At 70.6% G+C, this 25313-nt stretch carries 21 protein-coding genes; 7 read left to right on the plus strand and 14 right to left on the minus strand.

The window, feature by feature from the left end; all coding sequences use genetic code 11:
- The first annotated feature begins 98 nt into the window (after positions 1–98).
- From QHG49_RS09230 to QHG49_RS09250, 5 genes are read left to right on the plus strand one after another with little or no spacing between them, the layout of a single operon-like run.
- On the plus strand, positions 99–1085 hold the full coding sequence (locus tag QHG49_RS09230) for an LLM class flavin-dependent oxidoreductase (protein WP_301488505.1): 987 nt from the start codon (positions 99–101) through the stop codon (positions 1083–1085).
- Complete coding sequence (locus tag QHG49_RS09235) at positions 1082–1603, plus strand: hypothetical protein (protein ID WP_301488507.1); 522 nt, start codon at positions 1082–1084, stop codon at positions 1601–1603. Before QHG49_RS09230 ends, QHG49_RS09235 begins: the two co-directional genes overlap by 4 nt.
- Complete coding sequence (locus tag QHG49_RS09240) at positions 1600–2604, plus strand: aldose epimerase family protein (RefSeq protein WP_301488509.1); 1005 nt, start codon at positions 1600–1602, stop codon at positions 2602–2604. Before QHG49_RS09235 ends, QHG49_RS09240 begins: the two co-directional genes overlap by 4 nt.
- A 22-nt stretch (positions 2605–2626) precedes the next feature.
- Complete coding sequence (locus tag QHG49_RS09245) at positions 2627–3400, plus strand: BtpA/SgcQ family protein (protein WP_159708629.1); 774 nt, start codon at positions 2627–2629, stop codon at positions 3398–3400.
- On the plus strand, positions 3397–4437 hold the full coding sequence (locus tag QHG49_RS09250; RefSeq protein ID WP_159705749.1) for an SIS domain-containing protein: 1041 nt from the start codon (positions 3397–3399) through the stop codon (positions 4435–4437). The genes QHG49_RS09245 and QHG49_RS09250 overlap by 4 nt, the downstream gene beginning before the upstream one ends.
- On the opposite strand, the gene QHG49_RS09255 is transcribed toward QHG49_RS09250, so the two are convergent.
- The 9 genes from QHG49_RS09255 to QHG49_RS09295 form a co-directional block, all read right to left on the minus strand.
- Positions 4417–6018, minus strand: a complete 1602-nt coding sequence (locus tag QHG49_RS09255) for a pyridoxal phosphate-dependent aminotransferase (RefSeq protein ID WP_159705747.1) — start codon at positions 6016–6018, stop codon at positions 4417–4419. The genes QHG49_RS09250 and QHG49_RS09255 overlap by 21 nt on opposite strands.
- Entirely contained in the window at positions 6015–6878 is an 864-nt protein-coding gene (locus tag QHG49_RS09260) for a TauD/TfdA family dioxygenase (RefSeq protein WP_159705745.1), read from the minus strand. The genes QHG49_RS09255 and QHG49_RS09260 overlap by 4 nt, the downstream gene beginning before the upstream one ends.
- On the minus strand, positions 6875–8485 hold the full coding sequence (locus QHG49_RS09265; protein WP_159705743.1) for a class I adenylate-forming enzyme family protein: 1611 nt from the start codon (positions 8483–8485) through the stop codon (positions 6875–6877). The genes QHG49_RS09260 and QHG49_RS09265 overlap by 4 nt, the downstream gene beginning before the upstream one ends.
- Positions 8486–8493: 8 nt before the next feature.
- Positions 8494–9492 (minus strand): acyl carrier protein, encoded by a 999-nt coding sequence (locus tag QHG49_RS09270; RefSeq protein WP_159705741.1) that lies wholly within the window; start codon positions 9490–9492, stop codon positions 8494–8496.
- Between the two features lie 75 nt (positions 9493–9567).
- A complete protein-coding gene (locus QHG49_RS09275) occupies positions 9568–10392 on the minus strand; it encodes an alpha/beta fold hydrolase (RefSeq protein ID WP_301488516.1) in 825 nt (274 codons plus the stop codon).
- Positions 10389–11264 carry a 2OG-Fe(II) oxygenase family protein gene (locus QHG49_RS09280; RefSeq protein WP_301488518.1) on the minus strand — a complete coding sequence of 292 codons (876 nt, stop codon included), beginning with the start codon at positions 11262–11264 and terminating at the stop codon, positions 10389–10391. The genes QHG49_RS09275 and QHG49_RS09280 overlap by 4 nt, the downstream gene beginning before the upstream one ends.
- Before the next feature lie 50 nt (positions 11265–11314).
- Positions 11315–12226 carry a methyltransferase gene (locus QHG49_RS09285; RefSeq protein WP_159705735.1) on the minus strand — a complete coding sequence of 304 codons (912 nt, stop codon included), beginning with the start codon at positions 12224–12226 and terminating at the stop codon, positions 11315–11317.
- Positions 12216–14327, minus strand: coding sequence for a carbamoyltransferase C-terminal domain-containing protein (locus QHG49_RS09290; RefSeq protein WP_159705733.1), 2112 nt, complete (start codon positions 14325–14327; stop codon positions 12216–12218). The genes QHG49_RS09285 and QHG49_RS09290 overlap by 11 nt, the downstream gene beginning before the upstream one ends.
- A 42-nt stretch (positions 14328–14369) precedes the next feature.
- On the minus strand, positions 14370–15989 hold the full coding sequence (locus tag QHG49_RS09295) for a B12-binding domain-containing radical SAM protein (protein ID WP_301488521.1): 1620 nt from the start codon (positions 15987–15989) through the stop codon (positions 14370–14372).
- Between the two features lie 149 nt (positions 15990–16138).
- On the opposite strand from QHG49_RS09295, the gene QHG49_RS09300 reads away from it, so the two are divergent.
- On the plus strand, positions 16139–16621 hold the full coding sequence (locus tag QHG49_RS09300) for a GNAT family N-acetyltransferase (protein WP_159705727.1): 483 nt from the start codon (positions 16139–16141) through the stop codon (positions 16619–16621).
- Between the two features lie 55 nt (positions 16622–16676).
- Here QHG49_RS09300 and QHG49_RS09305 read toward each other — a convergent pair whose 3' ends face one another.
- Genes QHG49_RS09305 through QHG49_RS09320 form a run of 4 tightly spaced genes read right to left on the minus strand, consistent with a single transcriptional unit; the run spans position 16677 to position 21100 of the window.
- Complete coding sequence (locus QHG49_RS09305) at positions 16677–18020, minus strand: hypothetical protein (protein ID WP_159705725.1); 1344 nt, start codon at positions 18018–18020, stop codon at positions 16677–16679.
- A gap of 1 nt (position 18021) precedes the next feature.
- The gene (locus QHG49_RS09310; protein WP_159705723.1) at positions 18022–19239 is read right to left on the minus strand and encodes a radical SAM protein; all 1218 of its coding nucleotides are present in this window, start codon (positions 19237–19239) and stop codon (positions 18022–18024) included.
- A 3-nt stretch (positions 19240–19242) separates the two neighbouring features.
- Positions 19243–19992, minus strand: coding sequence for a phytanoyl-CoA dioxygenase family protein (locus tag QHG49_RS09315; RefSeq protein ID WP_159705721.1), 750 nt, complete (start codon positions 19990–19992; stop codon positions 19243–19245).
- A 46-nt stretch (positions 19993–20038) separates the two neighbouring features.
- The gene (locus QHG49_RS09320; protein WP_159705719.1) at positions 20039–21100 is read right to left on the minus strand and encodes a ParB N-terminal domain-containing protein; all 1062 of its coding nucleotides are present in this window, start codon (positions 21098–21100) and stop codon (positions 20039–20041) included.
- Positions 21101–21413: 313 nt separating this feature from the next.
- On the opposite strand from QHG49_RS09320, the gene QHG49_RS09325 reads away from it, so the two are divergent.
- Positions 21414–23054, plus strand: coding sequence for a glutamate--tRNA ligase (locus QHG49_RS09325; RefSeq protein WP_301488528.1), 1641 nt, complete (start codon positions 21414–21416; stop codon positions 23052–23054).
- An 857-nt stretch (positions 23055–23911) separates the two neighbouring features.
- Here QHG49_RS09325 and QHG49_RS09330 read toward each other — a convergent pair.
- On the minus strand, positions 23912–25240 hold the full coding sequence (locus QHG49_RS09330; RefSeq protein ID WP_159705715.1) for a class I SAM-dependent RNA methyltransferase: 1329 nt from the start codon (positions 25238–25240) through the stop codon (positions 23912–23914).
- Positions 25241–25313: the final 73 nt, after the last annotated feature.

Here is a 25313-nt window from a genome sequence, read left to right on the forward strand (position 1 = left end):
ATCGCGGAGTCTATTCACCCGTCACGCCTTTCGAGGCAAACGGGAGTTGAGCGCTCGTCCCTGGTTGATCACCGGCTCGGTTCGCCGCCCCGGCAAGAATGAATCCCTGTAGAGACCCCTCGGGAAGAGAGAAAGTGGACGATCCCCCGGCTTTGCGAATAGGCCTCCACTCGGGCCAGCAGTACCCGGACTTTGCGTCGCTCCGGACTCTCTGGCATACGGCGGAGTCCCTTGGATACGACTGGGTTTCCCTGTTCGAACACTTCCGTCCGCCGATATTCGGCGCCGACGGGCCGTGTCTGGACGGAATGACGGCGTTGTCCGCGCTGGCGGCGGTCACCCCGCGCGTGCGATGCGCCATGCTGGTCTCACCGGTCACCTGGCGCCATCCCGCCCTGCTGGCGATCGCGGCCGCGACCGTCGACCAGGTCTCGGGCGGACGGCTCGAACTCGGTCTGGGCGCGGGCGGCGACGACCTCGCCTTCGCCCAGTACGGCATCGAGCAGCCGCCGCCCCGCGTGCGCCTGGAGCGGCTCGACGAGGCCTGCCGTATCGTCCGGGCGCTGTGGGAGGGCGGCCCGGTGGACTTCGCGGGTGAGCACTTCACGCTGCGCGGGGCCCATCTCAACCCCCGGCCGGTGCAGCACCGGGTGCCGCTGGTGATCGGCGGCCGCGGCCCACACCTGCTGCGCGTGGCCGCCGAGCACGCCGACGTGTGGAACTGCCTCGCCCTGGAGCCGGCGTCCTACGCCGCCGCGGCCGCGACACTCGACGAACACTGCGCGCGGATCGGCCGTGCCCCCTCCTCCGTGCGTCGTTCCGTCACCTTCCGGGCCGTCATCACCGCAGACGCGCGCGGTGCCCGGCAGGCCCGCGAAGCCGTCGCGTGCGGGAGCGTCGGGCACCCGGCCGACCTGGCGGAGTACATCGGCTTCGGCACCGCCCAGCAGTGCCTGGACCGGCTCGCGCCCTACGTCGAACTGGGTGTCCGCGACTTCCTGCTGGGCGTGCGTCCCCCGCTGGACTTCACGACCGTCGAACGCTTCGCCACCGAAGTGGCCCCGGCCCTGAGGGAATTGGCATGACGATGACCTTGTACTGGCAGACGGCGCGGGACGCGCAGACCGTGCACGCCCTGGTCGAGGAGTCGGACCGGGCCGCCGCACTGCGTACCGGCACCCCCGCACCCCACCGCCGGACGGCTGCGACCCGGCACCTGGTCGAGCAGGGCTCGGTCCGCCTCGGCACCGTGGACGGGTTACCCGTCGCCACCGTCTCGGTGGGAGCGATGCCCTCGTTCGACGCGGACGCCGGTCGGCTGCCGTACTCCCGCACTCCTTGGTACATGCAGCGCCTAGCCGTCCGTCCGGGCTTTCCCGACCCGTTCCTCGGGTTGCGTGCCATCCGGCACGCGATCGAACGGGCCACCGCCGCCGGAGCCGACGCGCTGCGCGCCGAGGCGAACCCGGATCTGTCCGACGTCCTCGCCCTGCTGACCACCCTGGGATTCGTCCGGCACGCCACCAGGGACACCGCGCCGCGCCGTACCTGGCTACAGCTGCCCATCCCCCGCGGTACGGGCCCGGAGGGCGGACCGCGATGACGACGGTCCGGGCCTGGAGCCGGCCCGTCGGACACACCGCCGACGAGCCCCAAGGCCGGGCGGTGCACGAGTACGGGCTCGACAGCGGCAGGATGCGTGTGGCCGTGTGGGACTACGGCGCCACCCTGGTCGAGGTCTCGGTGGCGGACGGCGGTTCGCGCACCAATCTGGTCGTGCGGCTCCCCGACCTCAAGGCGTACGAGCAGCGCGCCGGACGGGCGTATGTGGGATCCACGATGGGCCGCTACGCGCGGATCGTGGCGCGGGGTCGCGCTCCCGTCGCCGACCGCGTGCACCAGCTCGCCCTCAACGAGGGAAGCCATCACATCCACGGCGGCCCGCGCGGTTTCGACGCCCAGGTGTGGGACGGAGACGCGGTCGGCGGGCCGGACGCGGGCCGCATCACGCTGAGCCTGCGCAGCCCGGACGGCGACCAGGGCTATCCGGGCCGGCTGCACTGCACCGCGACCTTCGAGCTGCACACCGACGACCGGCTCGTGGTCCGGTACGCGGCGACCACCGACCGGCCGACGCTGTGCGGGCTGACTCTGCACGCCTTCTGGAACCTGTCGGGCGGCGGCACCGCCGACGGCCACACCCTCGAAGTGGACGCCGACGCTGTACTCGAAACGGACGCCCACTTCTTGCCCACCGGACGTCTGCTGCCCGTGTCCCGCTGCGGGCTCGACCCGCGCGAGCCCCGCACCCTCGGCTCCACGGCGCTGGACCACTGTCTCGTGCTGCGGCCCGACGGCGGGACGGCCGCCGTACTCCGCGACCCCGCCGGCGGCAGGGCCCTGCGCCTGGAGACGAACCAGCCCGGGCTCGCCGTGTACAGCGGAGACCATCTCCCCCGGCCGCGCGCCGGGCTGTGTCTCCAGCCCACGGCCTGGCCGGACGCTCCCAACCATCCCGCGTTCCCCTCCGCCGTCCTGCTTCCGGGAAGGACCTACACCCATGTCACGACCTACGCCTTCGGCCTGCCCCGCCCCGCCGACTGACCCGGCCTCCGCCCGCCCCAAGGTGCTCTACGGCGTGATCCACCTGCCGCCGCTTCCGGGCACTCCGTTCCACGTCCCGGACTCCCTGCCCGCCATCGTCGACGACGCGGTACGGGCGGCCGCCGCGCTACGTGCCGGGGGAGCCGATGGAGCATTGCTACAGACGGTGGACCGCGTGTACACCGTCGACGACGACGCCGATCCCGCCCGGATCGCCGCGATGACCCTGTGCGCGGCACGGGTCGCCGCAGAGGTCGGGGACGGCTTCCACCTCGGCGTCCAGATCATGCGGCACGCGGTGCGGGCCTCCCTGGCGGTCGCCAAGGTCACCGGCGCGTCCTTCGTCCGCGCGGACGCGCTCGTGGGGGCCACCCTGTCCACGCACGGCTGGGTACAGCCCGACTCCCTGCGCATCATGGAGTACCGCAGGGCGCTGGACGCCTTCGGTGTACGTCTCGTCGCCGACATCGACTCCATGCACTTCCGGTGGGCTGGCCAGGACGAGACGACCGGCGGGGTCGCCCGGCGCGCCATCCAGGTCGGCGCCGACGCGGTCTGCCTCGCCCACCCGGACGAGAAGGCGACCCTGGAGAAGATCGCCGACGTGCGGGCCCGGGCGCCGCAGGCGACGGTCATGCTGGGCGGCTTCGTCACGCACGACAGCGCCGCACGGCTGCTGGCCGACGCGGACGGGGCCTTCGTCAGCGGCTGCCTCACGGCGGACGACGGCAGCGGCAGGTTTGAGGTCGACCGGGTGCGGCGGCTCGCCGCACTGGTCCACGAGGCCGGCCGATGAGCGCCCGCGCCTACAGCCTGGAGGAGGTGCACCGGCAGACCTCCGCCCTGCCCGAGGACCTGCTGGCCCTCTCGGCGCCGGCCGCGCAGGCGGCGACGGCGGCCCGCCGCCTGGGTGCGCCCCGGCGGCTGGTGCTGCTCGGCAGCGGGGACTCGCTGTACGCATCGATAGCGGCACTGCCGGCGTTCGCTGCGGCGGGCATCCGGGGCCGGGCCATGTCGGGCGGCGAGTTCCTCACCCGGGTGCCGTCACAGGCCGTGTGCGGCAAACCGGCGACCGTCGTGGGCATCTCGGCCTCGGGCGGCAACCCGACCGTCCTGGAGGCGATGGCGGCGGCCGGCCGGCTCGGCCACCCCACCGTCGCGGTGACCTGCGCGGCCGACGGGCAACTGGCAAGGGCCGCCGACACCGCGGTGGTCCTCGACCCCGGCCCGTCCGCCCCGTCCCCGGGCATCCGCACCTACCAGGCCACGCTGCTGTCCCTGCTGCACCTGGCCCACGCCTGGGGCGGGGCGGACGCAGGCGCGACGGCCGCCCTGGATCCCTGCCTGCTCGCACGGACGCAGCGGGCGGTGATCCTCGGGGCCCGCGCCGGCGCCGGCGCCGTGGCTCGGCTGCTCTCACCGGCACCGCTGGTCCAGGTGGTCTCCCCGGTCTCGGCACTGGGCACCGCCCGCTATCTGGCGGCCAAGTTCAGCGAGATCGCCGGAGTCCCGGCCATGGCGACCGATGACGAGGACTGGTGGCATGTGCACCGGTTCGGGCACGGCGTACACCATCCCGTCCTGTTCTTCCTCACTCCGGGCCCCGACCGGGCACAGGCCCTGGAGTTCGCGCGGCGCACGGCGGCGAGGTCGCCGTTGATCGTGGTGGCCGCCGACGGGGACGAGGAGGCCCGGGCGGTGGGAGCGGTCGCCGTGCCGACCGCCGCGCGGATCGCCGGCACGGTGCGTCCGCTGGTCGATTCGGCCGTTGCGGCTCCGCTCGCGCTCGCCCTGGCCCGGCTCCTGGGCCGGCTACCCTTCTGCCGCAATTGACCCGGCAGGCCGGCGCTCGCCGAGGAAGCGTTCCATGCGCGACAGCGCGGGTGCCAGCTCGCTCCAGCGGCGTGCGGTGGTCACCCGCACAAGTCCGCCGGACAGGCAGAACGTCAGCAGTCCCGGGAACACCGACACGTTCTGACGGTGCAACAGCTCCCTGAAGGCAAGGTAGGAGTCGGGGTAACCGCGCAGGCCGACCGCGAGGTTGATGGAGTAGCGGGCCGCGGTGACGTCGGTGTCAGGCAGGAGCAGCCGGCGCGTCACCTCGTCCCGCGTCCGGCAGAGCGTCAGCTCCCGTTCGGCGCGCTCCTCCGCGTAGCTCCGGTAGGCGGCGCCGAGGCCGTCGACGGTCAGGCCGTATCCGCTCTCGAACTCGGCGAGTTCCGCCGGGCCCGCCGTCTCCCGTCCCTGTAGGCGCCAGCGCTCCATCCGGGCCAGTACTTCGATGGCCGTGTAGAAGAACGAGGGCGGACCGCCGTAGCTGCTCGACGCGTACTCGTAGTACGCGTCGATGAAGGCGGAACTCGCCAGGAGCCACCCGACCTTGAGGCCGGGAGCCGACCAGTTCTTGGACAGGCTGCTCACCCGCACCACGTTGTCGGCGGCGCGGGCGGGCGACCAGTGCGGCTGCGGCCCCAGCCACTCATGACACTCGTCGAGGACGACGAGGGTGCCGGGGCTCGTCCGTCGGATGAGCGTCTCCAGTTCGGCCTCGTCCACCAGGGCGCCGGTGGGGTTGGCCGCGGTCTGGAGGAGCACCAGCGGGGTGTCCGGGCGAAGCTGTTCGATGAGGGGGGCCAGTGACGTCACCCCGCCCACCGACGGAGTGGGCACCAGGCGGGTGCCGACGCGCCGAGCCAGGGACTCGACCAGTGGCGGGTAGTTCGGTATGGCGCACAGGGCTGGTGCCGACGTGGTCCGGTCGGTCAGCGCGAAGTCGGCGATGCTGTGGACCGCGAAGGTACCGCCCATCGTCAGTGCGACGTTGCGCAGGTCGTAGTGCGCCCCGGGCAGTCTCGCCGACTCGTAGGCGGCGACCGCCTCCCGGGCCGGCTCCCGGCCGCGCGAGTCCGAGTATCCGTACCAGTCCCGGTCCAGGGCGTAGGTGATGCAGTCCTTGACCGTGGCGGGCAGGCCCCAGGCCTCCTCGTCCACGGACCCCGACGACAGGATCAGCTGGCCCGGCCGGCGCAGCGAGCCGTAGAGGTCGTCGCGGAAGTAGTGGTTGAACATCTCCTTGACGAAACGGACGGTGGCACGCGAGGACAGGATCTCCTCCGGGGTCACCGAGCGGCGCGGACGGGCGGCCCGCCACCGCTCCGCGAGCCCGGGGCGGGCCGCACGGGCGCCGAGCATGTCCTCCGCCCGGCCCACGTAGAGGTCGCGCAGCTCGGCCGGGTCGGCCGGGTCGCCGGCCCGCTCGTACACCTCGGCCAGGTGCTCGTCCGGGCCGAAGTCCAGCCGCAGGGGCGCCAGGGGCACGTGCGCCGGACGGGCCCCGGCCAGGGTGACGGGCAGCTCGACCGCCGGGCGGGGCTGCCGCGGCTCGGCGAACAGCACCAGTTGTGTGCTCGTCATCGGCCGCTCGCGGTCAGGACGCGCAGCCGCTTGAGATGGCGGACGCGGCCGGGTGCCGGCTCCGGGGCACGGGTACGGCCGTGGAAGTACCTGGTGTTGTCGATGACGGCGAGCCGTCCGGGCACCCAGCGCAAGCCGGAACAGCGCCTGCTGTACAGGGCGGCGTACGCCTCTGCGAGGGCACGGTTCACCTCGGCCGGGTCGTCGGCGCGGGTGTCGAGGGTCCAGTCCATGGGAGTGTGGTGGAAGTCGCGGAGGGAGAAGACGGGACGCCCGTCGCAGTGGCGCAGGACGGCCGGTACCTCCCCGGGTCGGTCGTAGCGGAGGTGCCCGAGCAGTTTCCGGGTGCCGGGGGACAGTGCGTCGTGGACGTCGGACATGGCCACCAGCACGGTCTGCCCGGCGGTTTTCTGCTCTGTCGCCGCAACGCACATCAGCACGATGTAGCGCGGCTGGGCGGCCACCGGGGCGCCGCTGCTCTCGGAGTGCAGGGTCAGCGGGTTGGCCGCGAAGGGCTGCCGGGCCGGGTCGGCGGTGGCGGGCCGGCACGTCCGCAGGTTGAGGATCACACCGTCGTCGACCATGCCGGCGACGTCGGCGGACCGCTCGGGCTGCGCGGTGCCGAGGACCGCGCCGAAAGCCAGGAACTCCTCGTTGGACATGACCCTGTCCAGGTCGAGCAGCCCGATTCCGTGCGGTCGCACCTGGGCGTCCAGGACCGCCCGGGCGGTCTCCCAGGGCGCGTCGGCCCGGCCGGGCAGCGGGGTGAGGGGCAGGTCGTAGCCGCGCCCCTGGTCGAGGAGCCTGTCCCGCAGCGCGACATGCGGATGGTCCGGGCGTTCCCGGAAGGTCCCTTTCACTTGGCCGCCTGGTGCGCGAAGCGCTCCGCGAGCCGGGGCCGCTGGAGCTTTCCGGTGGCGGTGCGCGGGATGCGGTCGAGCTCCTGCCAGCGGGCAGGCAGGGCCACTGCGGGGAGCAGCCGGGCGAGCCGGGCGCGGATCACCGACAGGTCACCGGCCGGCGCGACGACGAGCGCGAGGAGTTCTTCGTCCGACGTCTCGTGCGGCAGGGCCAGAACGGCGGCGTCGTCGACGGCCGGGATCGACAGCAGCGCCCGCTCGACCTCTTCGAGGGACACGCTCTCTCCGCGTACTTTCGCGACGTTCTTCGTGCGTCCGGTGAGGTGGAAGTACCTGCGTCCGTCCGGGCCCGTGGCCCAGTAGCCGATGTCCCCGGTGCACAGCCACCCACCGGCGAGGACGTCGGCGGTCAGGTCGGGTCTGCCCGCGTAGCCTTCCATCACGTTGTGGCCGCGGATCCGGATCTCCCCCGGCTCGCCCTCGCCCAGCCGGGTGTGCCCCGGGCCGAAGACCTCCACCTCGTTGCCGTGCACGGCGACGCCCACAGAGGGGATGTCGGCGTCCAGCATCACCGCGCGGTAGGCGGCCTCGGACAGATCGTGCGGCACGGTGGTGGAAAAGTTGGTCGCCTCGGAGAGCCCGTACCCCTGGAGGACCCACACGCCGAGGACATCCACCACCTCGCGCACCAAACTCCTGGTGAGCGGCGCGGCGGCCGACACGAAGTAGCGCAGGGAAGCCGGCGGTCGCCAGCCGCGCCCGGTGGCCAGCAGCATCCGCAGGACCGGTGGCACCACGCTGGCGATGTGCGGCCGGTGGGTGTCGAGGAGCGCACGGTAGGTGAACGGCGAGATGTGCTGCGGCAGGACCACGTGGGCGCCGGCGTGCACGGGCGCGACGAGGGTGAAGTGCACACCGTTGACGTGGTGGATCGGCAGCCCGCCCAGCAGCGTGGTGTGCCCGTCGAGATCGTGGTGGCGCCGCACCGCTTCGGCGTTGCTGGTCAGCGCGCGGTGCGGCTGGACCACCAGCTTGCTCGCCGCTGTGGACCCCGAGGTGCCGAACAGGAAGGCCGGTCGGCTCGCCGGTACGGTGCCGTCACCGGGGAGGCCGACAGCGGTGGGAGGGTCGCCCCGGGGGTCGTCGTCCGGATCGAGGACGGTGTCGGCGACCTGCCGTGCCTCGGGGCCGGCGAAGGGCGAGCACAGGACGGTGGCCACCGGGTGCTCGTCGAGGATCGACCGCAGCCGCCGGGACGGGTCGCCGGGGTTGAGGAACAGGCAGGGCATCCCGGCGCGGAGTGCGGCGAAGACCGCGACGACCGAGGGGATGTCGTTGCCGGGCAGCAGGGCCACGGTGGCCCCCGCCGGCAGACGGCCGGTGAGAGCGCGGGCGAGTACGCGGCTGCGCTGTTCGAGACCGCCGTAGGTCAGCACCTGGGGGCCGCCGTCGTCCGGGCACCAGGTCAGGAAGGGGCGCCGCGGATCGCTCCGGGCCAGGGCGAGGAGGGAGGCGATCACGGTCGCGTGTGCGGGCGGGTCCGCGGCGACACCGTCCTGGACGAGGAGATGCGCACCGGTGGCCGGCTCCGAGGCGCTGGTCGACATCGCCCGCCTCACCCGGCGTCTCCGGCCGGACGGCCGAGGTGGGAGTCCACCAGCGCGCACAGGGCGTGCAGCGAGCGGAAGTTCTCCGCCACCACCTCCTGTGCGGCGATACTGATCCCGAACCGCTTCTCCAGGGCCACCAGGAGTCGTACGACCGCGAGCGAGTCGGCGCCGGCCAGGCTTGCGTCGGTGTCCGGCCCGTCCGAAACGGTCTCCCTGACGACGGCTTCGACCTGCCGGCGCAGGCCGTCGGACCGGGCGTGCCGCCGGGGTGCGTCCTCGGGCAGCACGTTGCAGGTGCCGGCGGCCGGCAGCTCCTCGGCGAGGAACACGGTCTGCGCCATCATGCGGTAGCCGGACATCTTCTCCCGGAAGGTCTCGATCGATTCCTCGGGGTGCACCGAGTCGATGACCGCGTTGGGGCCTATGGCGTTGAACTGGTGGGACACAGCCCGCGGGATCTGAAGGTCGATCCAGGAGTTCTCGGGGACGACGAGGTTGTAGCGGGTGATCGCCGTTCCGTCCGGCGCATCGGGCAGTTCGTCCACGAACCGGTGGGGCAGGAACGGGGTGACGCCCTTGACCTCCAGGACCTCGAAGGGTGCGAGGCTCGACACCCGGATCCGGGTGTCGGTGCCGGTCATCATGCGGACGAAGCGGAGCCCGGTGTGCAGATGCATCCGGGAACAGATGCCACGCTGGTTGACGTCGTAGAAGTCCATCAGATAGCGGTCGGCGAAGTAGCCGTCGAAGGGCGCCTCCAGCATGTAGACGTCGCCCTCCTCGAAGGTCTGGGCGCGCACGATCCCGTCCGCGTCGCAGGTGGTGGCGTCCGAGGTCTCGTGGGCGGTGCGGACGAGGCCGGTGAGCGTGTCCACCACCGCCTGGGCTACGGCCGGTGCGAAGCGCGCCACCGGGGTGACCCGGCACCTTCCGGCGTCGCTGAACGACGCCACGTCATGTACCTCGTTGAGTTCGTCGGGGGCTTTCTTGAGGGTCTCGGTCATGAGCGGCGGTCTCTTCCCCTTCGTTGCTCTGCTTCCGTACTGCGGGTGTGCGCCGGTGCCGGGTGACGCCGTGCCTCACGCCGGCCACAGGGCGGCGAGGGCCTGTGCGATGCGGACGCCGCGGTCCGCGGACATCAGCTCGTTGTGCTCGCCGCCGATGTCGTGGGTGACCACGCCGGACGGGCAGCGGCTCCGCCACGCGTGCAGGGTGTCCCGCGGATCGGGACGCTCCGGGCGCACCAGGTGCACGAGGCCGTCGTAGGGCGGCACGTCGTACTCCTGGGCCATTCGGAGATTGAGGGCGAGCACCTGGAACAGGCGGCGCAGGTCGGCCTGCCGGTATGCGGCGGGCAGGGTGTCGCACCGGCCGGCCACCTCGGCGGCCCGGTCGACCATCTCGGCGTCGTCCAGCCCGTCGAGCCGCAACCGCTCCAGCGGCACCCGGTAGATGACGCTCACCAGTCGGGCGAAGGTCGCCACACGCTCGGCCCGGGGAACGTCGTGACGCGGGACGTACGTGCCGAGCAGAACGGTTCCGGCCGGAGTACGGCCCCGCTCCCGCAGCCGGCGGGCCATCTCGAAGGCGACCAGCCCGCCGAACGAGTATCCGGCCAGTACCAGCTGTTCCGGCTCGTGGTAGGCGAGCAGTTCGTCGAGGTAGTCGGTCGCCATGGTCGGGATGTCGTGGTGCGGCTCGCCCTGCGGGGACAGGCCCCGCGCCCGCACCCCGACGCACTCGGTCCCCGCGGGCAGCGCCGCGACCACATCGACGTAGCCGCTGACCGAGCCGCCGACGGGATGCACGAAGGCGTACGTCGGAGTGCGACTGCCCGGAAGCAGCCGGACGTACGACGTCTCCCGCGCGGCGGATCCGGTGGGCGGGGTGCGGTCCTGACTCATCCGCCGTCTCGCTCTCTCGAACCACCGGCCACGACGTTCCAGCCACGGGAGCCGTGCTGGGCGATGCGTTCGGCCCGGAAGCCCGCAGCCGTGCATCCGGGTTCCAGTTCCGTGTCGTCCGCGGGATGGACGAACAGCGGCAGGGACATGCGTGACCCGCTGTCCGACGCGCCGCCGGGATGCACCACCCGGTGCAGGGCCGCCGGGTAGCGCCCTGCGGTCGCCAGCTGGAGCATCTCCCCCGCCTGCACAACGATCGAGCCGGTGGGTGCCGGCACGTCCAGCCACGTCCCATCGTGCTGGATCTGGAGTCCGGGGCCGCTCGGTGCGGGCAGCAGGGTCAGCAGGTTGATATCGGTGTGGGCCAGCGCCCGTTCGGTGTCCGGTGCGTCGCCGTCTGCCGCCGGCAGGTAACGCTGTACCCGCAGCACGGTGGCCGTGGCGCCATCGGTCGTCCGGGCCAGCGGCAGCGGAGCGGGATCGGGCCCGGTGGCCGACGGCACATCGAGCCAGCCCAGGAGGGTGCGGGCGAGAGCCAGAGCCTCGTCGTAGTACCGGCGGGCCGTGTCCGGCACCTCGACCGGATAGCGGCCCCGGGGATAGATATGGAAGAACTCCTTCCGGTCTCCGACGAAATCGCTGCCCGCGGTGGGCCGGGGCGGCGCGAAATAGCCGTCCGGCCGCACGGACCCGGCGGCGTAGCGGTGTTTGGCGTCGGAGTCGAAGAACGCGAGCCATTCGTCGTAGACGCGCTCCACCGTCCCGGCCATGACCGGGGCGCCGACGAGTACGGCGCACCCGGTCGCGGACAGGGCGGTACGCAGGCCGACCGCCGCGCCAGGGCGTGCGAAGTCGACTGTGGGGAGTTTCACCATGGTCTCCAGGGACTCCAGTGCGTGCGGATCGCCGGGCGGGCCGGGGCTCAGTGCCGACGGCCGTCGACCGGGAGGTAGTCGGGGTCGTCCTCGGCGAGCAGGTACGCGCTGCCGAACCGTCCGGCCGCGTCGTTCCTGACCACGCAGGAGCCCGGCGCGGCGGTGCGTGCTCCGACGTGCATCACGAGATGGGCGAGAGACAGCCCGGTTCCGTGCCGCCGGACGAGGTCGGTGTGCCACTGCCGGATCCCCGTGCGGTCCGCGGGATGCCGTCGCTCGTAGGCGTCGACGTAGACCTCGAACGGCACCGGAGTTTCCTGTAGCAGCGTGAACTCCATGGGTCGTCCGGTGGCGTGCCGGCGCGCGGCCCGCGCCACCAGGGGCATCCCCTCCCGGATCAACTGGTAGAGGATGACGAACATGTGGCCCTCGGGCCGCAGCAGCTCCGGCAGTCGCTCCAGCAGCACCTCGACGAGGGTGTTCCCCTCCGGTCCTCCGTTGGAGTTGAGCGTGCCCGCGATGCAGTCGGGAGTGGGCAGGAAGGGCGGATTGGCGAGGACGAGGTCGTACGGTTCCCCGGTCCGGTGGGTGCGGATGTCCGCCGTGTGGGAGGTGACCCTGTCCGGTGGGAACCCGTTGGCGGCCGTCGTCGCGCGATGGAACTGCGCGGCTCTGGGGTTGATGTCGAGCAGGTCGACGTGGCGTGCCCCCAGACGGAGAGCCATGAAGCCGAAGGCCCCTGAGCCCGCGAAGGGTTCGAAGACCCTCTTCCCGGCGGCGAGGGCCGGCACGGCCGTGAGATGGTCCAGCAGGGCGGCCTGTAGGCGGGTCAGCGGGAGGATGCGCAGCCGGTCCTTCTTCTCGCCCCTCTCCGCCCGTACTGTCAGCCCGCCTGGATGGGTGTAGGTGATGACGTCGCCGGTCACCTCGCCCTTGAGCCAGTCGAGGTCAGCGGCCACGGTTCCAGTACCCCTCGTACGACGACGGCACGGGACAGTCCACGGTGTCGTGGTGGACGTAGAGAACGTCACGAGCGGGTACGACATCGCCCCGCCGGTCGATCCAGTAGACGGGGATTCCGGCCTCCCGCATGATCTGCCGTGATGTCTCGGCCGTCGCCGAGAAGTACAGCGACCGGTCGAAGATGAACGCGTCGGCCGTGCGGTCCACGTAGCGCACCGCCGCGTCGTACTCGGCGCGCAGGTCCGCTACGTCGTCCTGCGCCGCGTCGGCGACGACGAGTCCGGGGTGCAACCTCAGCAGGTGCGCGCGCATCTCGGCCGGCATCCTCGTGCGGTCCTCCAGGAGCAGGAGCCGGCTGCCGGGGAGCTTGGCGAAGTTGTCGGTGCAGGGCGCGAACGGCCGAGCGGCGAACGTGCGCTTGTCCGTGAAGAGCCAGTCTCCGATGCACAGGGCGTCCATCTCCGAGCTGGTGTACAGGCGCAGTGCCTGCTCGCTGGTCTGCACGAGGGGCTCGCCCCGGTCGTTGAACGAGGTGTTGAGGAGGACCCCGACTCCGGTCAGCTCCTTGAACGCCTTGAGCAGGGCATGGAATCGGGGGTTGCTCCGCTCGGTCACGGTCTGGACCCGTGCCGTGCCGTCGACGTGCCCGATCGAGGCGAGCCGTGTGCGCCACTGCGGCCTGATCTCCGCGACCACGGTCATGTACGGCAGGTCCTGGTCGGCCTCGAAGTAGGTCGACAGGTCCTCGCGCAGTACCGAGGGGGCGAACGGCCGCCAGTTCTCCCGGTGTTTGATGCCGTCGTTGATGCGCTGCTTGATGCCGTCCACCAGCGGGTTGCCGAGGATGGAGCGGTTGCCGAGGGACCGGGGGCCGATCTCGGATCGCCCCTGCACCCAGCCCACCGTCCGTCCGTCGGCGAGGAGCCGGGCGGCCGCGCGGACCACGTCGCTCACCCGGCTGCCCTGCTGGCCGAAGGTGGCGGCGGCCTTCTCCACGTTTTCGGTGTCGATGTGCCGGCCCCAGTACGCGTGCTCCATGAACCAGACCCGGCGGCGTTCCCGGTCGCCGAGCCGGTGGTGGGCGTACAGGGCGCCGCCCAGTGCGGTCCCCGAGTCGTTGGCCTGGGGGTAGACGACGACGCGATCGAACAACCCGCTGCGCATGATCACGCCGTTGCTCACGGAGTTGAGTGCGACTCCGCCGGTGACCAGCAGGTTCCGGGAGCCGGTGCGTTCCTTCAGGAAGCGGGCGGACCTCAGCATGATGTCCTCGCAGACGGCCTGGACGGCGGCCGCCGCGTCCTGGTGGACCGAGGAGAGCGGTTCACCAGCGCGTCGTGGCGGGCCGAAGACACCGGTGAGGACCTCGTCCTTGATCTCCTCGGATGTGTACCGGCTGCCCGGCCGGACGAATCCGGGCGTGAAGGCGAAGGAGCCGTCCTCGGCTACCGGCACGAACTCCTCCAGCCGCTTGCGGAAGCGATCGGGATCGCCGTAGCCGGCCAGGGCCATGGTCTTGCCCTCCTCGCCGAACCCCCACCCGAGCCAGAAGGTGACCGCCTGGTAGAGGTGACCCAGGGACTGGGGGTGCGGGGTGGTGCGAAGGGTCCTGATGTCGTTGCCGGAGCCGTGCGCGAGCATGGCGGTCTCGGTCTCGCCGCTGCCGTCGACGCTGAGGATCGCGGCGTCCTGGAACGGGCTGGCGTAGTAGACGCCCGCGGCGTGACAGAGGTGGTGGCGGATGTCGACGACACGGTCGGCCGGGAAGCCAGCGGCGATCAGTGAGCGCCGCCAGGTGGGGAGCCTCCAGTCGAGGTGCCGCTCCGTCTCCTCGGCCGCCGGCCCGTCCAGGAATCCGCGGGTCTGGCGCTTGCGTTCGTCGAGGCGGGCGGGGTCGATGCACTGGGTGACGAGGTCGATCTGGCCCGGATCGACGGAGTGCTCCCGCAGTGCCTCGAAGAGCGTGGACAGGTCGCTCGACATACCGTGTTTGACGCGGTTGAAGCGCTCCTGCTCGTAGACGAAGACGGGCTCTCCGTCCTTCAGCAGGGCGAAACAGGCGTCGTGTTGCACCGGCTTAGTGCCCAAGATGATCATATCTGCGTCTTCCTTTGTCCCTCTCGGCCGACTGTTGCGGGGTCACACCACGGGCAGCAGGGGGCGTTCACCGGGCCGTGCGCCGGGGGCGGCGGCGGAGACGGGGGAGGCGGCAGCGGGGGCGGTCGGTTCCAGCCAGGCCCGGCTCCGCCGGTCGCTGTTCAGCATCGCGAAGGCGAGGTTCCGTGAGTAGTGCAGTACCTGCGGATCGATCTTCAGATCGCGGAACGGCGACGGCGACTGGGACTTGGACCATCCCATGTCGTCCGGCCGGGTCACCGGGTCCAGTTGCCCGCTGGCCACGGCCTCGTCGTACAGCGCGGTGCCGGGGAAGGGCTGCACCATGAAGAAACCGCACCCGTCGAGGCCCGCGTCCATGGCGCGACGGGCCAGCATGTAGGTCTGGCTCAGCTCTTCAAGGGTCTCGTCGGGGTATCCGACCATGAAGTTGGCGTTGGTCGTGAACCCCATGTCGGCCATGGTCCGGATGAGTTCGAAGACGTCGCACTTGTCGATGCGCCACTTCGCGGTCGAGTACTTGTCGAGGAGACGTTGCGATCCCGACTCGAAGGGGAGGCCGATCCGGCGGAATCCCGCCGTGTAGAGGTGTTCCAGGAGTTCGACGTCGACCTCCAGCCGGTCACCGGAGCCCGTCCGCTTGAACAGGTGCCGGATGTTCACGCCGTTGATGTCGGCCAGCAGGAAGTCGTAGCGCTGGAGCAGGTCGAGGACCTTGTGCACCCTGTGTTTCCAGGCGAGCAGCGAGTCGTCGTTGATGTAGACCAACTCGACGCCGAGCCCTTTGAGGGTGTCCAGTTCCTGTTCCACGCGTTCGACGCTGTGGAAACGCAGCCGCCCGATGTCACCGGCCTCGCCGCCGACTTCTTTCGAGATGTGGCAGTAGGTGCAGCGGTACGGGCAGCCCCGCGAGGTCAGGATCGACGCGAAGCGTGGCTTCTGGTCCTCCAGCCAGCCGTCACGGCCGCCCCATGGCTCGCTGATCTCCCAGTACTGCTCGTTGGGGAGCGCGTCCCAGGACGGCATGGGGTATTCGTCCAGATCGGTCACCGGAGGGCCGGCGGGCGCGGTCACGGTCCTGCCGTCGCGCCGGAAGCTGATGCCGGGAACCTCGTCCAGCGAAGGCCGCCCGGAGCGCAGAAACTCGGCGAAGGCCACGAGGGACTTCTCACCCTCGGAAAGGAAGATGGCGTCGAAGCCCCGGTCGAGGAAGTAGTCTTTGAGGCTGCGCGCGTTGACCCCGCCGGCCACCAGGATCTTTTCCGGATAGACCGACTTCACCAGTTGGGCGATTTCGATGCAGCGACCGGTTTGCTGAGTGAAAATGGAACTGATTGCAATGACGTCGAACGGCTCGACCTCCTCCAGTATCCGTTCGGGCGTCATTCCAATGCGAAAAAGGTCCGGTGCGACCTCAGGCAGCGGAGTTCGCCGGTAGAACGTGTCGGACAGATCGTCGCGTCCCGGTCGGCCGATGCTCGCGTCGAGCAGGTCCGCCTGGAACCCCGCTTGCCTCAGGGCCGAATGGAGGTAGATGAGCCCCAGGGAACTGTCCGGGCGGCAGACCTCGTCGGGATAGTACTGCAGTGTCGCATAGAGGCACAGGATCCGAGGTTCGCCGATTCGCCGCGTCAGCACATCCATTCAGGAATCCCCCAAAGACGGTTTCACCAAAAGTCCCGGAATCTATTTCGCTCGCCAACACTAAATTTGCAGTGCAAATACTGTCAAGGCTGCTCAATGTTCAAAGATCGGCCACCCCGGCCACCGGAATTCACACCAGGAGACGGATCATGATCGACGTTCGTACGCTCTGCGCCGACGACTGGGCACTGTGGCGGCGGCTGCGGCTGCGGGCCCTCGCCGAGTCCCCCGAGGTGTATGCGTCGGCGCTCGCGGACTGGACGGGCCCACGGGACACCGAGGAGCGCTGGCGCGGCCGGCTGACGGATGTATCCTTCAACGCCGTGCTGTGGTATGGGGACCGGGCAGTCGGCATGGTCAGCGGCACCGCACCGGGCACCGGCGGCCTGGTGGAGCTGATCTCCCTGTGGGTGGCGCCGGAGGCGCGCGGGTGGGGTGTGGGGGACGCGGCCGTCGGCGCGGTGCTCGCCTGGGCCCGGCGCACGCATCCCGGCTGCGCGGTCGCCCTGTCGGTCATGGCGGGAAATGACCCCGCGGTCGGCCTGTTCCGCCGCAACGGCTTCGTCGACGCCCCGGCCGCCGGTGCCGAGGACGGCGAGCGGCGCATGCTGCGTCAGCCGCTCGGTACCTGAGCCGCCGGGTGCCGGGCGCGCGGACGCCGGGCCGCAGCCTCGGGTAGCCGGGGAATCAGGCGAGCGCGAGGATCAGTTCGGCAGCGCGGTTGCTGCCGCCGGGCGCGAAGAGTTCCCGCCGCAGGCCGGGCAGCACGGCCGCGGGCCCGGCCGGCGACCCGGCCTCCGTCACCGCCGCGCGCAGGGCCTGCGGCGTGCAACTGGTCACCGGGCTGCGCAGGTCCCAGCGGGCGACGGAGGCCCCGCGCGCCACGCTGAACTCCGCGTTGGCCACCTGGTCGCCGTAGCCCGGGAAGGCGATCATCGGCACGCCGTGGAGCGTCGCCTCCACCGTCGAGTTGTAGCCGTGGTGCGTGACGAAGACGTCCACCGCCCCGGCCAGCAGCCGTCGTTGCGGCAGTACGTCCGCCACCACCGCGTTGCCCGGCCACGCCCGCGGTGTGTCGGCGCCGCCCCTCGCCACCAGGAGCTGGAAGCGGTCGTCGTCGCCCAGGGCGGAGAACAGCAGGTCCACGGCGGAGGCGAAGAACGCGGCCCCGGACGGCGCCCCGCCCATGGGCGCGCGGCGGCGAAACGTCGTGATGTTCGTGCCCAGGGAGAACAGGACGGTCAGCGCACCGTCGGCTCGGCGTCGCCGTACCACGTCCGGGGAGAGGCCGTCGCCGGCATCCGCCCCCCAGTGCACCTCGCCGACGCACGGCCCGACCCAGTGCAGCGCCGCCCCCAGCTCCCGCTCCAGGGCGTCCAGTCCCCCCGTACCGGGGGCGCCGGGTGGTGGCGACTGCGGCTGTACCGCGGTGACCAGTGACAGCCGCCGAGACGGGAAGAGTACGGGCAGACAGGCCGCGTCCCCCAGGACATCGACGCCGAAGTCCCTGACCAGCCGGTCGTTGGCGGCTTCCAGATCGGGTCCGCGGGTACCGTGCTCGGCGACGAAACCGGTGCCCAGGGCACGCAGTCCGGCGAACGGCAGCAGGGTGGCCGCCGGTACGCCGAGCGCTCCCGCCGCGACCGCTCCGCGCAGGTCGAAGACGTCGTGCACGAGCACGTCGGGCCCGAATTCGGCCAGCTTCCGCACCACTTCCTCCAGGCCCTGCTGAGGAGCGAGAAAGCTCCTGACCGCCAGGTCCGAGGGGCGGGCACCGGACACGGGCAGCGCTCCCGGGGCGGGCGTCCGGAAGGCCAGCGGTGTGAACCCGGCACCCGCCGCCCGGTAGAGCCCGCCCAGACCCGGCGAACCGTAGGCATGTACCACCGCACTCCACGGCTGACCGGACAGCGCGGACACCACGGCGAGCAGGGGGTTGAGGTGGCCGACGGCGTCGATGGAGAGGACGGCGACCCTGGGCGGCCGGATCCCTCTTCCCCGCCGTGCGGGCCGGTCGGTGGCCGCGTCCATGTCAGCGCGGCCCCGATACGACCGTCAGTGGCAGGGGCCGGCGCACCTGGATCGCCGGCTCCACCGTGGGGGTCGTCTGGTCGCGCCCCCGGCAGAACGAACATGCGGTGAGGGGCCTGTGCCGGTGGTACAGGGCCTCGATCCGAGCCCTGAGTTCGTCGGCGGGCCAGTCCGTGCGCAGGTCGATCACGTCGTCCGGGGCGTCGGGCACAGCGCCGAGGTTCATGGCGTTGGCCGAGAACGGGCACAGGTACAGCCGACCGTTCAACAGGGTCAGGAGATCGTTGACACAGCAGTCGCGGAAAGTCCGGTCGAGCTCTTCCGGGGTGCGGTCCACCCGGCCTATGCGACCGGAGTCGGTCCAGACCGGCTTCTGGCTGACCCAGGTGACACCGTGGTCGGTCAGTGTGTCGCACAGGTCGTCGTGCCGCTTCGACAGCTCACCGTAGTCAGTGATCTTGACGAGCATCCTGGGGTGCACCAGCGACTCCAGCAGGTCGCCGCGCGGCACGATAGTGCCGTTGGTGTACACCACCACCCGGGCGGTGTCCGCCATACCGGTGAGCGTGCGCACCACCTGCCCGGCACGGGGGTTGGCGAACGGCTCACCACCAAGGACGCGGAACTCCTCGACACCGTCGACGGCGGCCAGCAGTCTGTCCAGCGCCGTGTGCAATTCGTCCAGGTCCGAATGGCGCGGGTGGGCGTAGTACTGCATCAGGTTCGAGCAGTCGACGCAGCGCATCGTGCACGCCTCGGTGACCACCACGTCCAGCGAGCGCAGCCGCAGCCGGCCCGCGCCGGTCAGCAGCGGCTCGCACTGGGCGGTGTAATGGGCGATCCGCCGGGGGCGTTCCGCGGGCAGCACCGGGGCCGCTTCGCCGAAGGCCGTGCGACCCAGGAGCGACACCGCGACGAAGAGCCGGCTGAAGCGTGCGAGCAGCGCCGGCTGACGCGCGTAGCGCGTGTGGTCCCAGGCATCGATGACGCAGGTCGTGCCCGGGTCCAGCCGGTCCAGGGCAGCGGGCGGCAGCACCGGTGTTCCGCGCAGGGTGGCGGAGTCCTCGGTGAGCAGCGGATCGCAGAAGAAGCCGACCGGGATACCCATCATCTCCAGGGCATGTTGGGTCAGCTGGGCCACGTCACCGGCTCCGAAGACGACAATGGTGTCGCCGGGTCGAACGTCGCGGGGCTCGAAGTCCTTGATGCGGGCGGTCATCGCCTACCGCCCGGCCAGCTGGGCACGGCGGGCGCTGCGGTCGTAGTCCTCCACCGCAGCCGCTTCGATCTGTGTGCTCTCTCCGCGGAACCACATGCTGAAGCCCGACCGGAAGCGCTCCGGAGACCTGTTGCGGCGTGCGCGGTGGATGGTGAGGGGGTGGTGGCAGACCAGGTCGCCGGGCTCCATCTCGACCGCGACCTCACGGGCCTCGTCCTCGGGTCCGAAGTCCGCTATCTCCAGCGCGAACCCCCGTACTCCGCTGTAGACATGCCGTCGCGGCCCCTCCCGGTGCGATCCCGGGACGTAGCGCAGACAGCCGGTCTCCTCGTCGAACCTCTCGTCGACGGCGAGCAGCATCTCCACTCCGTTGGGCGGATTCAGCGCGAAGGCGCAGTTGTCCTGGTGCGGTGGAGTGGGAAAGTCGCTCTGCGGCGGCTTGCTGAAGTAGACCGGAGGACGGGATACGACGGACTCGCCGAGCAGGGTTCGGGCCAGTCCCAGCCACTTGGGGTGCCGCTGGTAGGCCTCGAAGAATGGATCGCAGTTCATCCGGTGGATCTGCCGCACCGCGAGTCTGCCGCCGGCACCCGCGGTGAAGAACACCTGGGCCTCGGGGAGGCTCGGCACCACCTCGTCGAGGAAACGGCGCAGTTCGCCGCGTATCTCCCGCAGTTCCCGCGGATCGAGGAAGCCCCGAACGACGACGTATCCGTCCCGCCGGAAGAGTTCCCGGTACTTGGCGTAGTCCATGTGCACCCGCTTCGAATCGAGGAGGACAGAGGATGACAAAGGGCGTTCACAACGCGTCCGTCCGCCGCTCCAGTTCGGCGGCCAGCTGTTGCCAGGCGTTGGAGCAGTCCCATGCGAGCCGTGCCACAGCGACCACCCAGCGGTCCGGCACCGAGCCGACCAGCTGTTTCAGCCTGTCGGCATCGACAGAGAGGACGCCGAGCCACTGGAGCAGGAACCGGCCTCGCGCGGTCAGCCGCACCGAGGGATCCTTGCGCAGACTGAGAAGGATCTCGCGATGTGCCCGCTGCACCTCCTGGGACGTCGACGCGCCACGGGCGGCCGGGTCAGACGATACGGAAGGGACCGGCTGCCGGTCCCTGTTCATCTCGTTCCGACAGGACTCGCCTCCGGTGCTGTTCGTGTCGGCACGGAGTTTCACCCGAATGTTGTGCGCCGTTCCGACCGATATTCCAGCTTCCCGAGCGATCTCCCGAAGAGACGCATCCGGGCGTTCGCGTATGATTTCCATGGCCTTCTGTCGTCCTGCCGTTCCGTCAACAGGGCGCATGCGGCCATCGCGTCCCATTCTCTTGCTCAACTGACAGGAATTTTCAGTTGAGCGTCGGCGAATGCCCGCGACCGTCGGAGCGCTGAGGCCGGCCACTACCGCAATCGCCCGATCCGACCAGCCCGGGTATGCCTGAATTATCCTTTCGGCGGCCATCTCGCGCTCGCCGGTGGACAACGGGAGCCCATGGGCCACGTTCACGCGCACGGACTGCACGAACGACTCGGCGTCGTCGCCCTCGAAGTACTGGACCAGAATCCTGTCGTCGCCGCGCATGGCCGCGGCCTGCACTCGGTGCATACCGTCGACGACTCGTCGTGTCGATCTCTGGACCAGGATGGGCGGCAGCTCGCTTCCCACTTCCATCAGGCGGCAGACGTGCTCCTGGTCCGTTCCCGCCATCCTGGGCGAATCCGCCGGCAGCAACGACGCGATCGGGAGGGCTTCGATACGGCCGTGCGTGACTGCCCAGGGCGGACGGTGCGGTGATACGGCCCCGTCTCTCGGGTGCCGATCGATATCAGTGACGACGGACCTGTCCTCCGCGAAGCTGCCCATCAGCTTCCCCCTCGCTCTTGCCTGACGATCACTCATAGATCGTTACGGACGGGCCCAGGGTCCGAAAGGGGGTGTTCAGGCGGCGGAGCCAAAAAAGCCCGTCACTCCAGGGACAACCGTCAATTGTGTCGGCTTCATTAAATCTCGCCAGGCTTATTTTTTTGTAAAAATATTTCACTGTTCGACCCTCGCGGGCTTGCTTCCAGACACAACCGGATTCCCTCGTCCGCGGCCGTCCACGACGGACCGGCCGACGCCGGTTGGTAGCCTGAATCCCCTTGCCCAGCACCCACATTGGAGACTGAGACCGCCCATGCTCGACCGGAGCGCGATCGACGCGCTGTTCCCCTCTGATCTGCCCGGCCCACAGGAGTGGGAACAGCGTTACCCGCGGCGTGCGCTGCCCGAGGGCGCGCAGGTCACCCGCATGGCGCCCTCCCCCACCGGCACGGTTCACATCGGCGGCATCTACGTCGCGATGATCGACCGCGATCTCGCCCGCCGTAGCGGCGGTGTCTATCTGCTGCGGGTCGAGGACACCGACCAGTCACGTGAAGTGGACGGCGCCGTCGCACAGTTCGGCCGCGCCTTCGCCTACTTCGGGCTGAGCGCCGACGAGCAGGAGGGACACGGGGAGTACGGTCCCTACCAGCAGTCGGCGCGTCAGGAGATCTATCTGACCTACGTCAGGGAACTGCTGCGCGATGGAAAGGCGTACCTCTGCTTCGCGACGGAGACGGAGCTGGCCGACATCCGCAGTCGCCAGGAGGCCGCAAAGGTGCCCACGGGCTACTACGGCGACTGGGCCGTCTGGCGCGACGCCGACCCTGCCGACGTACGGGCCAGGCTCGACGACGGCGCTCCCTACGTCGTCCGCTTCCGCTCCACAGCCGCGGCGGGTGCGCGCAGATCGTTCGACGATCTGATCCGGGGCCGTATCGAGCACGAGGACAACCGCAACGACGTGGTGATCCTCAAGTCGTCCGACAAGGCACTGCGGTTGCCGACGTACCACTTCGCACACGTCGTCGACGATCACCTGATGCGCGTGAACCTGGTGGTGCGCGGCGAAGAGTGGATCTCCTCCGTCCCGGTGCACCTCCAGCTGTTCGAGGCACTCGGCTTCGAACCTCCCGCGTACGCGCACATCGCCCCCTTGATGAAGCAGATTCCCGGCGGCAAGCGCAAGCTGTCGAAGCGCAAGGACCAGGAGTCGGGGGTCGACTTCTACATGGCGGCCGGCTACCCGGCCGAGGCGGTCCTGTACTACCTGCGCGGCCTGGCCAACGGGCGGCTCGCCGAACTGCCGCCGGACCAGGCCCTCGACGAGCCGATCCGGCTGGCCGAGTGCGGGGTCGCGGGGCCGCTGGTGGACATCGCCAAGCTCGAGGACATCAGTGCGGATTACGTAGCCACGCTGAGCGGCGAGCAGATCCTTTCCTCTGTGCGCGAGTGGGCGGCGAGCCACGACCCCGGTCTCGTACCTGTGCTGGACGCCGAGCCCGAACGGGCGCTGGCCGCTCTCGCCGTCGAGCGGGACGGGGTCGACAACCCACGCAAAGACCTGCGCAAGTGGTCCGATTTCCGGTCCGCGTACGGGTTCTTCTTCCCCCAACTGTTCTCCCTCGTACCCGCCGACGACGACCGGCTGGGTGGCCTGAAAGCCGACCTGGTCAGGGCGTTCGCGGGCGACTTCGTCGACGGCTACCGGCATCTGGAGGACCCCCAGCAGTGGTTCGGCCAGATCAGGAACCTGGCCGCGAAGCACGGCTTCGCCGCGACCCCCAAGGAGTACAAGAAGAACCCCGATGCGTACCCCGGTTCGATCCGCGAGGCGTCTCAGCTCATCCGTGTCGCCCTCACCGGCTCCACCCGCAGCCCGGACCTCTTCGCCGTCGCCTGTGTTCTGGGCCCCGACGAGGTCCTGCGCCGTGTGAGCGCCATGTCTCGGTAACGGCTGAACCGATCGCCGGAGCAGAGCCGTCCGGAAATGGCACCGCAACGGGCAAGTGCCCTCCGACACGGGCCCCGGCAGCACCGGGGCCCGTGTCGCAGCACCTCGGTGTGCCGTCGACCCACCGCAGAAGTGACGCGCGAGGGGCAGGGGGCCCGGTGCCTGGTCGGTCATCGACTCCCCCCTCGCCCTGCAGCCGCCCGCGGCGGCGCGAAACCAGGCTGGATGTTGCGGGTCATGACGTTTTTGACGCGGCGTCGGTCAGCGGCTTCCGGGGGTAGGAGCGGAGCAGCACGAGGGATGTGGTGACAGGGCCGTAACGGGCAAGTGCGTCGACGGCTTCTTCGAGTCGTCCTGCCTGCGGACAGTAGACGTCGAAGATGAGGCAGTCTTCCCCGGTGACTCTGAGAGTGGAGGCGATCTCAGGAGTCCGGGAGGCCAAGTCCAGCGCGTGTGAGAGCTGGTTGTGCGTGGTGCGCAGCCGGATAACCGCGTGAATGTTCAGACCGAGGGCTGCTGGGTCGACTGTCGCTCGGTAGCCGGTGATGACCCCGTTCTCTCCAGCCGCTGGATGCGCGCGCTGGCCGCGGGCTGCGAGAGTCCGACGGGCACTTCGGGCGCACCAAGACCACTCACTGGACCTAGGTCTCATGCCCTGACAGGCCATCAGCACGAGCGTCAAACGGGCGTCAACCCGTCTCCCAACCACCTGGCCGCGCAGAGGACGCACCGGCCGCTCGACGCGCGCACTAAACGAAGTACCAGGTCAGACGGCTCATCCAGAGCACCTGGGCAGTCCACGTGATGTTCACCCGGAAAGAGGTCCAAGAGACCCGCCGAAAGCATAAAACCGAAGGTCAACGGCCCTTCTCAGCCGGCTCCAGGATCGCCACGCACTCCACATGATGCGTCATCGGAAACAGATCGAACGCCCGCAGCATCCGCACCCGATACCCGTTCTCCCCGAAGTACCCCAGATCCCGGGCCAGCGCCGCCGGGTCGCACGCCACGTAGGCGATGCGGCGGGCCCGCAGGGATGCGAGGTGTTTGACCGTGTCGCGGCCGGCGCCCGCGCGGGGTGGGTCGAGGACGATCAGGTCGACCTCGGTGATGCCCGTGCGCGGGAGGACGGATTCGACCTTGCCCTGTTCGATGCGGACGCGCGGGAAGTCGGCCAGGTTGTGGCGGGCGTCCTCGACCGCGCGCTTGCCCGACTCGATGCCGAGGACCGCGCCCTGGTCGCCGAGGCGGTCGGCGAGGGCGCCGGCGAAGAGGCCGACGCCGCAGTAGAGGTCGAGGGCCATCTCGCCCTTGCGCGGGAGCAGGCCCTGCATGACCGCGGTGACGAGGGTGTCCGCCGCCTTCGGGTGGACCTGCCAGAAGCCGCCGGCGCCGACGCGGTGGGTACGGCCGTCCGCGCGCTCGCGGACGAAGGGGCGGCCGTGGACGCGGTGCACGCCCCCGGACTTCTCGTCGACCCGCAGGACGGAGACCGGCTTGTCCAGCTCGACCAGGGGCAGCCGGCCGCCCGGACGCGGGGTGAGGATCACCTGGCGGTCCTGGGAGCCCGTCGCCGCGATCGCCTCGACCGACTCCATGCCGGCCCACTCGTGCTTCTCGATGCCCAGCTCGGACACGCCGGGCGCCGCGATCATGCAGTGGTCGATGCGCTCGACCTCGTGCGAACGGTGGCGGCGCAGGCCCGCGTGGCCCTCGGCGTCGACCGCGTACTGCACCCGGGTGCGCCACTGCGGCACCTCGCCGGCGGGCAGCTTGTCGCCCTCGGCCGGGACCACCGTGCCGTCCCAGCCCGCCTCCTCCGGGGTGAGGCCCGCGAGCCGCCGCAGCTGCTCGGCGAGCACGTCCGCCTTCAGGCGGCGCTGGGCGCCCGGCTTGGCGTGCTGCCAGTCGCAGCCGCCGCAGCGGCCGGGTCCGGCGAAGGGGCAGGGTGCCTCGATGCGGTCCTTGGACGCCTCCAGGATCCGTACGGCGTCCGCGCGCAGGAAGCGGGCGCCCTCCTCGCCCTCGGTCACCTTCGCCACCACTCGCTCGCCCGGCAGCGCGTGCCGGACGAAGAGGACCTGGCCCTCGGCGGTGCGGGCGATGCAGTGGCCGCCATGGGCGACGGGGCCGATCTCGACCTCGTACTCCTCGCCCACCAGAGACGTGGTCGGTTCTGCCTGCATGGTGGGTGGCTCCAGAGGATCGGGTTCGCGACAGAGGGACAGCGACAGCGGGACTGCACGACAGGACTGCAGG

It is taken from the genome of Streptomyces sp. WP-1 (assembly GCF_030450125.1).
In the GTDB taxonomy this organism is placed as follows: Bacteria; Actinomycetota; Actinomycetes; order Streptomycetales; family Streptomycetaceae; genus Streptomyces; species Streptomyces incarnatus.